This is a genomic window from Citrobacter tructae, from assembly GCF_004684345.1.
GTDB classification, from domain to species: domain Bacteria; phylum Pseudomonadota; class Gammaproteobacteria; order Enterobacterales; family Enterobacteriaceae; genus Citrobacter; species Citrobacter tructae.
Map to the genome: position 1 here is coordinate 3,301,533 of NZ_CP038469.1, position 15,651 is coordinate 3,317,183.

Annotated in this window: 15 protein-coding genes; 3 read left to right on the plus strand and 12 right to left on the minus strand. The window is 53.2% G+C overall.

Annotated elements, in window-relative coordinates; genetic code table 11:
• Positions 1 to 4: 4 nt before the first annotated feature.
• Positions 5 to 1,168, plus strand: coding sequence for an acetyl-CoA C-acyltransferase FadA (gene fadA, locus E4Z61_RS16495; protein WP_135323702.1), 1,164 nt, complete (start codon positions 5 to 7; stop codon positions 1,166 to 1,168).
• A gap of 185 nt (positions 1,169 to 1,353) precedes the next feature.
• On the opposite strand, the gene fre is transcribed toward fadA, so the two are convergent.
• Together fre and ubiD are read right to left on the minus strand one after the other, a co-directional pair.
• Positions 1,354 to 2,055: an NAD(P)H-flavin reductase gene (fre, locus tag E4Z61_RS16500; protein ID WP_135323703.1), complete on the minus strand. Its 702-nt coding sequence runs from the start codon at positions 2,053 to 2,055 to the stop codon at positions 1,354 to 1,356.
• Between the two features lie 40 nt (positions 2,056 to 2,095).
• Entirely contained in the window at positions 2,096 to 3,589 is a 1,494-nt protein-coding gene (gene ubiD, locus E4Z61_RS16505) for a 4-hydroxy-3-polyprenylbenzoate decarboxylase (RefSeq protein WP_135323704.1), read from the minus strand.
• Positions 3,590 to 3,767: 178 nt separating this feature from the next.
• Between ubiD and rfaH the strand changes: the two genes are divergently transcribed.
• The gene (gene rfaH, locus E4Z61_RS16510) at positions 3,768 to 4,256 is read left to right on the plus strand and encodes a transcription/translation regulatory transformer protein RfaH (protein WP_135323705.1); all 489 of its coding nucleotides are present in this window, start codon (positions 3,768 to 3,770) and stop codon (positions 4,254 to 4,256) included.
• Positions 4,257 to 4,263: 7 nt separating this feature from the next.
• Here rfaH and tatD read toward each other — a convergent pair whose 3' ends face one another.
• From tatD to udp, 9 genes are all read right to left on the minus strand, one after another.
• A complete protein-coding gene (gene tatD, locus E4Z61_RS16515) occupies positions 4,264 to 5,046 on the minus strand; it encodes a 3'-5' ssDNA/RNA exonuclease TatD (RefSeq protein WP_135323706.1) in 783 nt (260 codons plus the stop codon).
• Positions 5,047 to 5,087: 41 nt separating this feature from the next.
• Positions 5,088 to 5,876: a Sec-independent protein translocase subunit TatC gene (gene tatC / locus E4Z61_RS16520; protein WP_135323707.1), complete on the minus strand. Its 789-nt coding sequence runs from the start codon at positions 5,874 to 5,876 to the stop codon at positions 5,088 to 5,090.
• A 2-nt stretch (positions 5,877 to 5,878) separates the two neighbouring features.
• A complete protein-coding gene (gene tatB, locus E4Z61_RS16525) occupies positions 5,879 to 6,427 on the minus strand; it encodes a Sec-independent protein translocase protein TatB (RefSeq protein ID WP_135323708.1) in 549 nt (182 codons plus the stop codon).
• Between the two features lie 3 nt (positions 6,428 to 6,430).
• The gene (tatA, locus tag E4Z61_RS16530; RefSeq protein ID WP_096758907.1) at positions 6,431 to 6,685 is read right to left on the minus strand and encodes a Sec-independent protein translocase subunit TatA; all 255 of its coding nucleotides are present in this window, start codon (positions 6,683 to 6,685) and stop codon (positions 6,431 to 6,433) included.
• A gap of 78 nt (positions 6,686 to 6,763) precedes the next feature.
• The gene (gene ubiB / locus E4Z61_RS16535) at positions 6,764 to 8,404 is read right to left on the minus strand and encodes a ubiquinone biosynthesis regulatory protein kinase UbiB (protein WP_135323709.1); all 1,641 of its coding nucleotides are present in this window, start codon (positions 8,402 to 8,404) and stop codon (positions 6,764 to 6,766) included.
• Complete coding sequence (ubiJ, locus tag E4Z61_RS16540) at positions 8,401 to 9,006, minus strand: ubiquinone biosynthesis protein UbiJ (RefSeq protein ID WP_135323710.1); 606 nt, start codon at positions 9,004 to 9,006, stop codon at positions 8,401 to 8,403. Before ubiJ ends, ubiB begins: the two co-directional genes overlap by 4 nt.
• A gap of 13 nt (positions 9,007 to 9,019) precedes the next feature.
• A complete protein-coding gene (ubiE, locus tag E4Z61_RS16545; RefSeq protein ID WP_135323711.1) occupies positions 9,020 to 9,775 on the minus strand; it encodes a bifunctional demethylmenaquinone methyltransferase/2-methoxy-6-polyprenyl-1,4-benzoquinol methylase UbiE in 756 nt (251 codons plus the stop codon).
• A gap of 94 nt (positions 9,776 to 9,869) precedes the next feature.
• On the minus strand, positions 9,870 to 11,300 hold the full coding sequence (gene rmuC / locus E4Z61_RS16550) for a DNA recombination protein RmuC (RefSeq protein ID WP_135323712.1): 1,431 nt from the start codon (positions 11,298 to 11,300) through the stop codon (positions 9,870 to 9,872).
• A gap of 140 nt (positions 11,301 to 11,440) precedes the next feature.
• The gene (gene udp / locus E4Z61_RS16555; RefSeq protein WP_135323713.1) at positions 11,441 to 12,202 is read right to left on the minus strand and encodes a uridine phosphorylase; all 762 of its coding nucleotides are present in this window, start codon (positions 12,200 to 12,202) and stop codon (positions 11,441 to 11,443) included.
• A 265-nt stretch (positions 12,203 to 12,467) separates the two neighbouring features.
• Between udp and E4Z61_RS16560 the strand changes: the two genes are divergently transcribed.
• Positions 12,468 to 13,277 carry a dienelactone hydrolase family protein gene (locus tag E4Z61_RS16560; protein ID WP_135323714.1) on the plus strand — a complete coding sequence of 270 codons (810 nt, stop codon included), beginning with the start codon at positions 12,468 to 12,470 and terminating at the stop codon, positions 13,275 to 13,277.
• A gap of 55 nt (positions 13,278 to 13,332) precedes the next feature.
• Here E4Z61_RS16560 and metE read toward each other — a convergent pair whose 3' ends face one another.
• On the minus strand, positions 13,333 to 15,594 hold the full coding sequence (gene metE, locus E4Z61_RS16565; RefSeq protein WP_135323715.1) for a 5-methyltetrahydropteroyltriglutamate--homocysteine S-methyltransferase: 2,262 nt from the start codon (positions 15,592 to 15,594) through the stop codon (positions 13,333 to 13,335).
• Positions 15,595 to 15,651 lie beyond the last annotated feature (57 nt).

Sequence of the window (15,651 nt, forward strand, 5' to 3'; positions counted from 1 at the left end):
CACAATGGAACAGGTTGTAATTGTTGATGCGATCCGTACCCCGATGGGCCGTTCGAAAGGGGGAGCGTTTCGCCACGTGCGAGCAGAAGATCTCTCCGCACATTTGATGCGTAGCCTGCTGGCACGTAATCCAGCGCTTGAGCCAGCAGCTCTCGATGATATTTACTGGGGTTGTGTGCAGCAGACGCTGGAACAAGGATTCAATATTGCCCGTAACGCCGCACTGTTGGCGGAAGTCCCGCACTCCGTCCCGGCCGTAACCGTCAACCGTTTGTGCGGTTCATCAATGCAGGCGCTGCACGACGCTGCACGTATGATAATGACCGGCGACGCACAGGCTTGCCTGATTGGCGGCGTAGAACATATGGGCCACGTACCGATGAGCCACGGCGTTGATTTTCATCCTGGTATGAGCCGCAACGTGGCAAAAGCCGCGGGCATGATGGGCCTGACGGCGGAAATGCTCTCCCGCATGCACGGTATCAGCCGTGAAATGCAGGATGCCTTCGCCGCACGTTCACACGCTCGCGCCTGGGCCGCCACGCAGTCTGGCGCGTTTAAAAACGAAATCATCCCGACCGGTGGTCATGATGCCGACGGCGTATTGAAACAGTTTAACTACGACGAAGTTATCCGCCCGGAAACCACCGTCGACGCGCTGTCCACCCTGCGCCCGGCATTCGATCCGGTTAGCGGTACAGTCACTGCCGGTACCTCTTCCGCTCTCTCCGATGGCGCTGCCGCCATGTTGGTGATGAGCGAGAGTCGCGCCCGCGAACTAGGCCTAACGCCGCGCGCGCGCATCCGCTCGATGGCGGTAGTCGGCTGCGATCCGTCAATCATGGGTTACGGCCCGGTTCCGGCCTCAAAGCTGGCGCTGAAAAAAGCCGGGCTTTCTGTCAGTGACATCGGTTTGTTTGAGATGAACGAAGCCTTTGCTGCACAGATCCTGCCGTGCATTAAAGATCTGGGATTGATGGAACAGATTGACGAGAAGATCAACCTCAACGGCGGTGCGATCGCCCTGGGTCATCCACTAGGATGTTCTGGTGCGCGTATCAGCACGACCTTACTAAACCTGATGGAGCGCAAAGACGTGCAGTTTGGTCTGGCGACGATGTGTATCGGGTTGGGTCAGGGTATCGCCACGGTATTTGAGCGAGTTTAATCAAAGATAAATTCCCCTAAATAATTCGCGCTGCATCGCGGCGGCAACTGAGCGAGTCCCCGGGAGCATAGATAACTATGTGACCGGGGTGAGCGAAGGCAGCCAACAAAGAGTCAGTGTGAATTATGACGGAGAAAGGTTTAGTTGCCGTTTTTCCCGCCTGTCAGGGGCGGGTTTTTTATTGCTCAAATAAACGCGAACGCGTCGCCAAACAGACGGTCTTCACGTGCACTGCGTTCGTTGCAGAACAGATCACGTGCAATTTTCGCCATTTCAAAACGTCCGGCAATGTAGATATCGTGCTCCGCCAGCGTGCCGTGATCCTGCAATACAGCCGTTAATACGGTCCCCGTACGACCACGCCAGCCCGCTTCAGGCTGTTCAACCACTGGCTCAACCCGCAGGTTAGGGTGATTAACAGACAGAGCTTCCAGCTCAGAGAGATCGTAGAGATGCTTCTCTTCACGCCCGCCCCAGTAAATCGTAATGTCACGATTTGGATTACGCGCCAGCGCTGTCAGCAAAATCGAGCGCACATAAGAGAAGCCGGTACCGCCAGCAATCAGGATCAGCGGACGGTCTTCATCGTCACGCAGCCAGGCTTCGCCGTGCGGGATATCAACGTTGATTTCCCGATCCTGGAGAATTCGGTCCATGACGGCCATGGCATATAGATTAAGCTCAGAGGCGCCCACGTGCAGCTCAATGAATCCGTGCTCATCCGGCGTTGATGCCATGGAGAACGGACGCTTATCCCGTTCGTCCATCACGACCATCAAATACTGACCAGCACGAAAGGAAAACGCCGCGTCTGGCACTAAACGGACGCGATATACGGTGTCAGTGATAGCTTCTACCGAGGTCACTTTACAGCTTAAGGTTGTCATGCGCTCTCTCTGTCGGATCAATAGGCAAAACGATCGCGCCTCAGGCGCTTTTGCCGTCATTAAAGATGGCTAGTTCATCCCAAATTGCGTCAATGCGCGCGGTCACTTCAGGATCTTTTTTAATCGGACGTCCCCATTCACGTTGGGTCTCACCCGGCCATTTATTTGTGGCATCCAGTCCCATTTTTGAACCAAGGCCGGAGATCGGCGAGGCAAAATCCAGGTAATCAATCGGCGTATTCTCTACCAGCACCGTATCCCTGGCCGGGTCCATACGCGTGGTAATAGCCCAAATCACATCATTCCAGTCACGTGCATTGACATCATCATCGCAGACAATAACAAATTTGGTGTACATAAACTGACGTAAAAACGACCAAACGCCCATCATGACGCGTTTGGCATGGCCCGCGTACTGTTTTTTGATCGTGACAACCGCCAGTCGATACGAGCAGCCTTCCGGAGGCAGGTAAAAATCGACGATTTCCGGGAACTGCTTTTGCAGAATCGGCACGAACACTTCGTTCAGCGCCACGCCGAGCACCGCAGGTTCATCGGGTGGACGCCCGGTGTAGGTAGAGTGATAAATTGCATCTTCACGCTGGGTAACATGCGTGACGGTGAAGACCGGGAAGCTATCCACCTCATTGTAGTAACCCGTATGGTCGCCATACGGGCCTTCCGGTGCCAACTCCCCTGGTTCGATATACCCTTCCAGCACAATCTCTGCGCTGGCGGGGACCTCGAGATCGTTGGAGATACATTTAACCACTTCAGTCTTGGTACCGCGCAGCAGTCCGGCAAAAGCGTACTCCGATAACGTGTCAGGTACTGGCGTCACCGCGCCCAAAATCGTTGCCGGATCGGCCCCCAGCGCTACGGCAACTGGAAAACGCTCACCAGGATGGGCTGCACACCACTCCTGATAATCAAGCGCGCCGCCACGATGGGAAAGCCAGCGCATGATGAGCTTGTTTTTGCCGATCAACTGCTGACGGTAGATACCCAGATTCTGCCGCTCTTTATGCGGGCCGCGCGTCACGGTGAGTCCCCACGTGATTAGCGGGGCTGCATCTTCCGGCCAGCAGGTCATGATTGGAATACGGTTGAGATCGACGTCATCGCTTGACGCGATTTTTTGCTGACAAGGCGCACCGCGCAGCCGCTTGGTCGGCATATTCAAAACCTGCTTGAACTGCGGCAGCTTATCAAACAGATCGCGGAACCCTTTTGGCGGCTCCGGCTCTTTCAAAAACGCCAATAGCTTACCCACTTCCCTTAGCGCCGAGACATCTTCTTGCCCCATCCCCATCGCAACACGCTTTGGCGTTCCAAACAGGTTGCACAGTACTGGCATCGAAAAGCCTTTAGGGTTCTCAAACAGCAACGCGGGTCCGCCCGCACGCAGCGTGCGATCGGCAATTTCAGTCATTTCCAGATGTGGATCGACTGGAAGCGCAATGCGTTTGAGCTCACCCTGCTGTTCAAGCTGCGTCAGGAAGTCGCGTAAATCGTTATATTTCATGGCGTCCATTATGGCCTCTTCATAAGCGCTTCATTATACGGCGTTCATCATTGTGATGCTGTATTTTTGTTAAATTAGCGTGAACTCTGGCAGCCAACACAGGGCTGCTTGAAGGGTGAAGTGTATAATTAACTTAGCGCATGGCTTTTGCTATGCTTGCGCTCAGAACAAGCGGATAAGAGTTATTATGCAAGCCTGGTATTTACTGTACTGCAAACGCGGGCAACTTCAGCGTGCCCAGGAACACCTTGAAAGGCAGGCGGTGAGCTGCCTGACACCCATGATCACCCTAGAAAAAATAGTGCGTGGAAAACGAACTACAGTCAGTGAACCGCTTTTCCCTAACTACATGTTTGTCGAATTCGACCCGGAAGTGATCCACACCACCACCATCAATGCCACACGTGGCGTCAGCCATTTCGTCCGCTTTGGTGCAACACCGGCAACAGTTCCGTCTTCCGTTATTCACCAGCTTTCTATCTACAAGCCGGAGGGGATTGTTGACCCGGAAACCCCGCACCCAGGAGATAGCGTGATTATCACCGAAGGTGCATTTGAAGGGTTGAAGGCGATTTTCACCGAACCTGATGGCGAGGCACGCTCCATGCTTCTGCTCAACCTGTTGAATAAAGAGGTTAAGCAGAGCGTGAAAAACACCGGTTTTCGAAAACTTTAAACCCGTTTCAGAAAGTGACTTCGAATAGCGTTCTGACATTGGCGTCGATTGCTGCTGCCAGGCGCTGAGGATCTTCCCCGCGCCAGTGAGCAATACGCTCAAGAATGTGCGGTAAGTGCGCAGGCTCATTACGCCGTGAAGCCGGTTTCGGTGTTAAATCGCGGGGGAGTAAATAAGGGGCATCGGTTTCGATCAATAGCCTTTCCACCGGGATAAACGGCAACAGCTCCCGCAGTTCCATCCCCCGACGTTCATCGCAGACCCATCCGGTGATGCCAATATACAGCCCTCTGTCCACACATTCCTGCATCTCCTGCCGTGAACCAGTAAAGCAGTGCAACACTGCGCCTGGGAGACTGTCCAGCCAAGGATCGAGCAATGCCAGAAAACGGTCGTGCGCATCGCGACAGTGCATGAATACTGGCATCTGCAGCTCAGCGGCTATGCGCAGTTGCGCCTCAAACGCTCGCTCCTGTTCCTGCGGAGTGGAGAAATTACGATTGAAATCCAGGCCACATTCACCAATGGCAACCACCTCTGACTGGTTTGCCAGCGCCACAATCGCCTCTTCGGTTGAGGATTGCCACTGGCTACTATCATGCGGGTGGACACCCGCCGTAGACCAGCAATGCGGATAATGCTGAGCCAGTTTTAACGCCTGCTGACTTTCGTGCAGGTTAGTTCCGGTCAAAAGCATGCCGTTCACACCGGCTGCAAAAGCGCGGGCCACCACGTCATCCCTGTCTTTTGCAAATTGCGTACTGGTTAAATTAACGCCAATATCAAACATGCTTCCTCCCATATGGCAACCGCCCTTACGGGCGGTTGCATTTATTCTTCGGTTTTATCGGCGGCTTCAGCTTTTTCGTTCTCAGCCTCGTTATCTTCGTCTCGCGTACGTCGCTTACCGACATAGAAACGAGAGAAGAAAACACCGACTTCAAACAGGCAGTACATCGGTATTGCCAACAGCGTTTGCGAGAAGACATCTGGCGGGGTCAGTAACATCCCCACGACAAATGCGCCCACCACAACATAAGGGCGTTTTTTACGTAACTCGTCAGGTGTCGTAATGCCCATCCAGCACAGCAGCACAATGGCAACGGGGACCTCGAAAGAGACGCCAAAGGCCATAAATAGTGCCATCACGAAGCTCAGGTAGCTGGCAATATCCGTCGAGACCTGTACGCCCTGCGGGGCCGTATTGGCAAGGAAACCAAACGCCAGCGGGAAGACGACAAAGTAAGCGAACGCCATACCGATATAGAACAGCAGCGAACTTGAGACCAGCAGCGGCACAACAAGACGGCGTTCATGCTTGTATAAAGCAGGCGCAATAAATGCCCATACCTGGTACAGGATCACTGGCGCTGACAGAATCAGCGACACCATGAAGGTGAGTTTTATCGGGGTAAAGAACGGCGAGGCCACATCTGTGGCAATCATCGTCGCACCCTGCGGCATTTGCTTGATCAGCGGTGCCGCAACCATATGATAAATGTCGTTGGCAAAGTAAACCAACGCCAGAAAGATCACGATTACCGCGATAATGCAGTTCAGGAGTCGCTTACGCAGCTCAATAAGATGCGTGATGAGCGGTTGGGTATCTTCTACAGCCATGTTTACGGTTTATCACTCGACGAAGGGGAGGATTCGACAACAGGCGCGGCGGATTTCTTTTCTGCGTCCATCAACGTTACGGAAGCGGTTTCCGTCGGTTCCGGCGAATTAACACCCGTGGATTGCGGTTTTTGCTCCGGTGAGCTTGCCTGCGCTGCAGCGGTAGCCGGGGTGACACCCTCGTGCTGTGTTTCGCTGTCTTTCACCACCGGATTATGGATGGTGTGTGCTTCATCGCTCGCTTTTTCAGCGTCGTTAACACTGTAAGAACGCTTCATCGACTCCGCAGCTTCACGCAGCTCATCCATCGATGCTTTCAGCTCCGGCGTCAGATTTGTCAGGCTCGCTTTCTCAACCTTCTTCAGGCTGTCCTGAAACTCCTGGAGCTTAAGCTCCTGGGTCAGTTCATTCTGCACCGTTGTTGCAAGGGAGCGCAACGCGCGAACCCAACCCGCGACCGTTTTTACCGCTACCGGCAATCGTTGTGGCCCCAAGACGATGAGGCCGATCACGAACACCAATAACAGTTCGCTAAAACCGATATCAAACACGGATTATACCTGCTCTTTATCGTGGCTTTTGGCGTCTTCTTTTTTCACTTCGCCCTGCTTATCGGTAATTGATTTAGCAGTAAAATCAGCATCCTGGCTGGTTTTATCTTGCTTGGGCTCATCATCACCCATCGCTTTTTTGAAACCTTTAATAGACGCGCCAAGGTCGGAACCGATGGAGCCGAGTTTCTTGGTGCCGAATAGCAGTACAACGATAACGGCAATGATCAACAACTGCCAGATACTGATACCACCCATACATGTTCCTCTGTCATAGATGATGAATTAATAAGACCGTAGTATACGTTACACGACCTGCGTTGAGCGATGAAAAATTCAGCGCATTTTGCGCCAGCCTATCAACCAGGCAATAACGCCGCCCGCCATTAGCCAGGCGGGCATCAGCCCCCACTCAGGACGGCTTACCAGCAGGAATGTCCCACTTAACAGCAGCGTTGCGCCAATACCCAATAAATAACGGGATTGTCCCTGACGAACATGATTCGCCTGAAGCTCGCGCGCAATCTTATCAACACTGTGTTGTAAATATTTGCCCTGGCGCAAACTGTCATACACAAGTTCAGGTATTTCTGGCATTTTTTCGACCCAGAACGGTGCTTTTTCTTTAAAGGCCCTGACAAGCGCAGGAATACCGACCTGATCTTTAATCCACGACTCAAGAAATGGCTTGGCCGTTTTCCACAAATCTAACTGCGGATACAGCTGTCGTCCGACCCCCTCGACATACAGCAATGTCTTCTGTAACAGCACCAGTTGAGGCTGCACTTCCATATTAAATCGACGTGCGGTGTTAAACAGATTCAACAGCACGTGACCAAATGAAATCTCCGACAGCGGTTTTTCAAATATCGGCTCACACACGGTACGAATAGCGAATTCAAACTCTTCAACATTGGTGTCCGGCGGAACCCAGCCTGAATCCACGTGCAGCTCGGCAACCTTGCGGTAGTCGCGATTAAAGAACGCGATAAAGTTTTCGGCCAAGTAACGCTTATCTTCTTTATTTAACGAGCCAACAATCCCGCAATCAATGCCAATGTATTTCGGGTTTTCAGGGTGTTCATAGCTGACGAAAATATTACCAGGGTGCATGTCCGCATGGAAAAAGCTGTCGCGGAATACCTGGGTAAAGAAGACCTGTACGCCACGCTCAGCCAACAGCTGCATGTTGGTGCCGTTCTTCTCAAGCGCGGTCACATCCGAAACAGGGATACCGTAAATACGCTCCATCACCATCATGTTCTGGCTGCAGTAGTCTGAATACACTTCCGGGATGTACAGCATCGGGCTGTCTTCAAAATTACGTCGCAGTTGGATCGCGTTCGCCGATTCGCGCAGCAAATTCAGCTCATCGATCAGCGTTTTTTCATATTCACGGACCACTTCCGTTGGCCGCAGGCGGCGGCCATCTGGCAGCAAACGAGGCACCCAACGAGCAAGGCGGTAGATCAGTTTTAAATCCGCTCTGATGACCGGCAAAATGTCCGGGCGAATGACCTTGATCACCACCTCTTTGCCGTTCGATTTCAGTCGCGCAGTGTGTACCTGTGCAACAGACGCGGATGCCAGCGGCGTGATGTCAAAATCATCAAACCATTCTTCAACGGGGAGCCCACCCATGGCTTCTTCGATTTGTTGTTTTGCGCGTTGTCCATCGAATGGGGCCACCCGATCCTGCAACAGTGCTAGCTGATCGGCGATGTGCGGAGGAAAAAGGTCACGACGAGTGGATAGCATTTGACCAAACTTGATCCACACTGGTCCCAGCTCCTGCAACGCCAGTCTCAGCCTCTCTCCCAGCGGTTTTTCTTTATGTCGGTTGGGCATCCAAAACAATGTGTAACGCCACAACCGAAGTGGCAGCGTAATACGCATTTTAGGGATGAGTTCATCAAGGCCGTAGCTTAAGAAAGTGCGAATGATGAAATAAAGGCGCCGTACTTCACCTGGCGTCATTTGGCCTCCAGTTTTTCCAGCCGTTTGGCCAGAGATTCGACCGCACGTTCAACGGCAGCGGTTTCTTCGGCAAACCATGCAACTTCAAGCTGACCTGGAGCCATACGCCACTCTTCGGTAATCGCTTCGGCGACGTAACGCTGCTGACGTTGAAGGGTGTGGCATAAAAACTTAGCCCCGCCACGCAAGGCTTTGCTAACCCCTTCAGCAACGATATCGCCGGTATAGGGTGCTAACAACTCTGCGGGATCGAACTCCGCCAGGTCAGCCAGCGCAACAAAGTTCTGCACCACCTGAATATCGCCCTGCACTTCCAGTTCACCGCTGCGAATAAGCGTCGTGAGCTGCTGCCGGTCGCGCAATTTTGGTAACACGCTGGCATGTGTGATCACGGTACAATCAGCTTCGCCTTCCCATGCCCCCAGTACATCAACCTGGCGCTCACTAAACACCAGGACTAGCGGTGTCGAAAATCCTTTGAGATCTACACGCAGCACCTTGCTCTGCAAACGCGTTCTGGCCGATTTCAGCGCTGGTGAACGATACAGAAAGGTGTTGAGCAGATTTTCAACGCCTGCGGTCACTAAGGGTTTAAAAGGCATCCCCGATCTCCTGTCAGAACTTGTAACCACGATGCAACGCAACAACACCCGCCGTCAGGTTGTAGTAATCAACGCTTTCAAACCCGGCATTTTGCATCATTGCTTTTAACGTGTCCTGATCGGGATGCATGCGGATGGACTCCGCCAGATAGCGGTAACTATCTGCATCACTTGCCACCATCGAACCAATACGCGGCAGAATATGGAAAGAATATGCGTCATACGCTTTGCTCAGCGGTTCAATAATCGGCTTGGAGAATTCCAGTACCAGTAAACGTCCGCCGGGCTTCAGCACGCGATACATGGAACGCAGTGCTTTGTCTTTATCCGTAACGTTACGCAGGCCGAACGAAATGGTAATGCAGTCAAAAGTATTGTCCGGGAACGGCAGTGCTTCCGCATTCGCCTGGACGTACTCGACGTTGCCAATTACGCCAATGTTGCGCAGCTTTTCGCGACCCATTTTGAGCATTGAGTCATTGATGTCCGCCAGAACAACTTTCCCGGTTTCACCCACCATGCGAGAAAACTTCGCCGTCAGATCACCCGTACCGCCGGCTAAATCCAGGACAGTTTGTCCGCGACGCACGCCACTGCAGTCAATGGTGAAGCGCTTCCACAAACGATGAATGCCAAATGACATTAAGTCATTCATAACGTCATATTTAGACGCCACAGAATGAAAAACGTGGGCCACCATGTCAGCTTTCTGCTCTTTAGCGACGGTCTGAAAGCCAAAGTGCGTCGTTTCTTGTGAATTATCCACCATCTCAGTGCCTGCTCATCCAAAAAATGTTCGAGAAGTGTAACAGATTGGGGCAATTTGCCCTACCCTTCTGCCGGGTTCCACTACCCCAAACGGGCTAGTTTGATTGCTGATTTACCGCCTCTTCATCGGGGTAAGTCTCGTCTTGTTGCGCCTCCGGGACCGAACGTAAGCGAAACTCTTCATCCTGGGTCGTGGCTTGTTCAACCAGTTCAGGATTAATCTCGCGCTTAATTTCCACGCCTAATCCACGGAACGCTTCTGCCTGCGCCAGGACGTTTCCACGCCCCGAAGAGAGCTTTTTCATCGCCTGACGATAGTTATCCTGCGCCTTGTCCAAACTCTGGCCAATCGCCGACATATCATCGACAAACAATCGCATCTTGTCATAAAGCTTGCTGGCCCGGTCCGCAATTTGTTGCGCATTACGGCTCTGATGCTCATAGCGCCACAGATTAGCGATAGTACGCAATGCCACTAACAACGTGGTGGGACTCACCAGCATAATGTTATTTCTGAGCGCTTCTGTAATCAGTTCGGGCTGTCTGTCCAGTGCCAGCAGAAAAGCGGGCTCAACGGGGATAAACATCAGAACATAATCAAGCGTACGTAACCCCGGAAGCTGTTGGTAGTCTTTACGGCCCAGTAAACGAATATGGTTACGCACCGAGGCGATGTGCTCCTGCAACGCGCTTTCACGAGTGTAGTCATCCTCTGCATTAAAATAGCGCTCATAGGCAACCAGCGTCATTTTGGCGTCAATCACCACATCTTTGCCCTGAGGTAATCGTACAATAACGTCCGGCTGCATTCGCGAACGGGCGTCATTTTCTATACTAACCTGGGTTTCATACTCATAACCTTCACGCAGACCAGAAGCCTCCAGTACCCGCGTGAGAACGACTTCTCCCCAATTACCCTGGGTTTTGTTATCACCTTTTAATGCCCGCGTCAGATTAACCGCTTCCTGCGCCATCTGCGCGTTCAGTTGCTGGAGGTTACGAATTTCGTGCGCCAGGGTATGACGTTCTTGCGCCTCTTTGCCAAAGCTATCCTGCACCTGACGGCGAAAACCGTCCAGCTGTTCACGCAATGGTGTAAGCAGGCTATTCAGGCTTTGGCGATTTTGCTCATCGACACGACGATTGCTGTGCTCAAAAATACGGTTCGCCAGATTTTCAAACTGTTCGCTCAGGCGCTGTTCGCTGTTGATCATCTGACGGATTTTCTCTTCAGCATGCTGTTGCGTCGCTTCGAGCCGTGTAGTGACCTCCCGGAGATCGGCCTCCAGAGAGGTGTTAATGCTGTGCAGGCTGCGGAGTTCGTTGTTGAGTAGCTCGCACTCTTCACGCCAATGGGCTTCCTGCGCCAGCTGTTGACGAGCGGCGCTTAGCGCAATATCCAGTTCACGCCGTTCTTCGATAAGATCTGCGCGGATTTGATCGGCTCGCGCTTTTGTCGCCAGCCAGCCCACGAGCAGCCCTGCAGCTAACGCCACGACGGCACTTATCATTATCGAAATATCCACTACGCCCCCTTACAGCAACGACTTACCCGCACAAAATAGAATTGTGCTGTATAAACGTCCAGTTTAAAAGGAATTTCCTGCGAGGTACTACGCAAAATAAAAAGGCCGAACGCATCGGCCTTTTCTTAAAGAAGAGATAATTACAGCAGGCGACGTGCTGCTTCTACCACGATTTTCACTGCGTGGCTTTCCGTTTGCTTCATGGTTTCTGCATTCGGAATCTCTTGCTGAGTACGGTTGACGATAACACCTGCAACCATACCGGCACGCAGACCCTGGCTTGCGCACATGGTCAGCAGTGTAGCGGATTCCATTTCGTAGTTCATGACGCCCATGGACTGCCACTCTTCCATCGAGCCTTTGAAGTTGCGTACTACGCGACCAGAGAAGGTGTCGTAACGTTCCTGGCCTGGATAAAAGGTATCAGAAGAGGCGGTAACGCCCACGTGGGTGGTGGCGCCGATAGATTTCGCCGCTTCCACCAGCGCGGTGGTGCACTCGAAATCGGCAACTGCCGGGAATTCCATCGGTGCGAAGTGCAGACTCGCCCCGTCCAGACGGACAGACGCGGTGGTAACCAGCACGTCGCCAACGTTGATATGCGGCTGAATCGCGCCGGTCGTACCGATACGCAGGAAGGTACGAATGCCCAGTTGCGCCAGTTCTTCTACGGCAATAGACGTCGACGGGCCGCCGATACCGGTAGAGCAGACGATCACTGCTTTACCATCCAGCTCAGCACGCCAGGTAGTGAACTCGCGATGAGATGCCAGCTTAACCGGCTTGTCCATCAGCGCGGCGATCTTTTCCACACGCTCCGGGTCGCCAGGGACGATAGCGAGCTGGGCCCCTTGTAAATCGTTCTTGGTGAGGCCGAGATGAAAAACATCAGACTTAGACATAAAAACTCCTCTGTGAATCGGTTTTGTCAGAAGAAGCAAAAATATACTTTACCGAAGGCATGAACATATTTTCGTGACAACCATCACTATGATGTAAATCAATTGCATTAAATTACCGTCAAATAGTGATGCCGATCACATTAACAGTTCGATACAGGCAAGCCTTGCACAAAAGATAGACCGTTTAAGGCAATGTGGTTCGTTGCACGCGTCTATAGTTAACAATGCGCTATTTGGCTAAATACTTAAGGGTACGGAGAATACCATGGCAACAACACGACAATCTGGCTTTGCACCTGCTGTATCCCCACCCGCTGCTACGGCAGTCCACACCCCGGATAACGAAATCATCGCGGGCATAACGTCAATTCCGTCTCAAGGCGATGATATGCCGGCGTATCATGCACGTCCGAAGCAGAGCGAGGGTCCGCTCCCTGTCGTTATCGTCGTACAGGAAATTTTTGGTGTTCATGAACACATTCGTGACGTTTGCCGCCGCCTGGCGTTGGAAGGATATCTGGCTGTCGCACCAGAGCTTTACTTCCGCACCGGAGATCCGAATGATTTTGCCGATATTTCAACGTTGTTAAGCGGCCTGGTGGCAAAAGTCCCGGACTCTCAGGTGCTGGCCGATCTGGACCACGTCGCCAGTTGGGCCTCGCGCAACGGCGGTGACGCGCATCGACTGATGATCACCGGTTTTTGCTGGGGCGGGCGCATCACCTGGCTGTATGCCGCGCATAATCCGCAGCTAAAAGCGGCTGTGGCGTGGTACGGCAAACTGGTCGGAGACAAAACACTAAACTCCCCCAAACATCCCGTCGATATCGCCACCGATCTGAACGCCCCCGTTTTGGGACTCTATGGCGCTCAGGACACCAGTATTCCACTAGATACAGTCGAGACGATGCGTCAGGCACTGCGCGCGGCGAATGCCAAAACGGAAATCGTGGTCTATCCCGATGCCGGACATGCGTTTAACGCCGATTATCGCCCGAGCTATCACGAAGAGTCTGCAAAAGACGGCTGGCAGAGAATGCTGGAGTGGTTTGCGCAGTACGGTGGGAAGAAATAATTATTGCCCCGGCAAACCGATCATCAAAACGGAGGCATTAGCCTCCGTTTTTGTTTTAAGCCTGACGCAGGTTCTGCGCGGCTTTCACCATGTTTGCCAGCGCCGCACGGGTTTCCGGCCAGCCGCGGGTTTTCAGGCCGCAGTCCGGGTTCACCCACAGACGCTCCGCCGGGATACGCTGTTCGGCTTTTTTCAGCAGGGCTTCAATCCACTCCACGCTTGGCACGTTCGGAGAGTGAATGTCATAGACGCCCGGCCCAATTTCGTTTGGATAGTCGAACTCTTCGAACGATTCCAGCAGCTCCATGTCGGAACGCGAGGTTTCAATGGTGATCACATCCGCGTCCAGCGCAGCAATCGAATCCATGATGTCATTGAACTCGCAGTAACACATGTGGGTGTGGATCTGGGTTTCATCCTTCGCCACCGCGGCGTTGATACGGAAGGCTTCCACGCCCCACTCCAGATACGCCGCCCAGTCACTGCGACGCAGCGGCAGACCTTCGCGCAGCGCCGGTTCGTCAATCTGGATAATGCCTATGCCCGCCGCTTCCAGATCCGCCACTTCGTCACGCAGCGCCAGCGCAATCTGTTTGGCGATGGTTTCACGGGTCACGTCTTCACGCGGGAATGACCAGCAAAGAATGGTCACCGGGCCTGTCAGCATGCCTTTTACCGGCTTGTCGGTCAGGGATTGCGCGTATTTCGCCCACTCCACGGTAATCGCTTGCGGGCGGCTGACATCGCCAATCACCACCGGCGGCTTCACACAACGGGAACCGTAGCTTTGCACCCAACCGTTCTGGGTAAAGACGAAGCCGTCCAAGTGCTCACCAAAGTATTCCACCATGTCATTACGCTCGGCTTCGCCGTGGACCAGCACATCCAGACCTAAACGCTCCTGTTCAGCAATCGCCTGTTTAATGTGCTCTGCAATGCCAGTGCGATAGTTATTCGCATCCAGATTGCCCTTTTTGAAGTCCAGACGCAGGCCGCGAATTTCCGTGGTTTGCGGGAAGGAACCGATCGTCGTGGTTGGCCAGGCGGGCAGATTAAAGCGTGCACGTTGTGCTTCAGCACGTACTTCATAGGCGTTGGTACGCTGGCTGTCCTGCGCGGTAATCGCCGCCAGACGTTTTTCGACTGCCGCATTGTGTACGCGGGTAGAATGGCGACGAGCCTGAATCGGTGCGCTCCATTCGGTAATCGCGGCGGTATCACCGCTGTTCAGCGCATCACGCAGTAGCGCCAGCTCGCCGCATTTTTGCAGGGCGAAGGCAAACCAACTTTTTACTTCCGTATCAAGGCGGGTTTCGACACTCAGATCGATCGGGCTATGCAGCAGAGAGCAGGAAGAGGCCACCCATAGCGCACGTTTGCCGACAATGTCCTTAATTTGTGCATATTTCTCGGTCAGATCGGCACGCCAGACGTTACGACCGTTCACCAGACCCGCAGAGAACAGCCAGTCAGCCGGCAAACGTTTGTGCAGTTCTGCCACGTCATCTTTACCATGGACCAGGTCAACATGCAGACCCTGTACCGGCAGTGCGGTGATGGTATCGAGATTCGGGGTTACTCCTTCAAAATAGGTGGTCAGCAGCAGCTTCACCTGACCGGTTAGAGCGTCATACGCCGGTTTAAAGGCGTTCAGCCACTCCTGCGGCAGTTCCAGCACCAGTGCCGGTTCATCAATCTGAACCCACTCGATGCCACGCTTAGCCAACTCTGCCAGCACCTGCTGGTAAACCGGCAGAATGTCGTTCAGTAGGCTCAGGCGGTCAAATTGTTCGCCCTTCACTTTGCCCAGCCACAGGTAAGTTACCGGGCCCAGCAGGACGGGTTTTACGTTGTGGCCGAGCGCCAGCGCTTCGTCAACTTCATCCAGCAACTGAGTCCAGGTCAGCTTGAACTGCTGGCCTTTGGTGAATTCAGGCACCATATAGTGATAGTTAGTGTTAAACCATTTGGTCATTTCTGCCGCCGCAGCAGGTTCACCGGTCGGTGCACGGCCACGGCCAATGCGGAATAAGGTGTCGATATCGACGGAGCCATCTTTGTTCTGATGACGGGCCGGGACGTTACCCAGCAGCAAGCTGGTAGTCAGCACGTGATCGTACCAGGCAAAATCGCCCACCGGCAGCAGGTCAACGCCAGCCTGTTTTTGCTGATCCCAGTGACGGGCGCGCAGTTCGCGACCCGTTGCCAGCAATTCTTCACGAGAGGCGTTACCTGCCCAGTAGTTTTCTTGCGCTTTCTTCAGCTCGCGACGCAGGCCAACGCGAGGGAAACCGAGGGTGTGATTCAGTATTGTCATTGTATGCCTCTTATTTAATTTGCAGGATTTTAGCCGTCCAGATGTTTACACATCCAT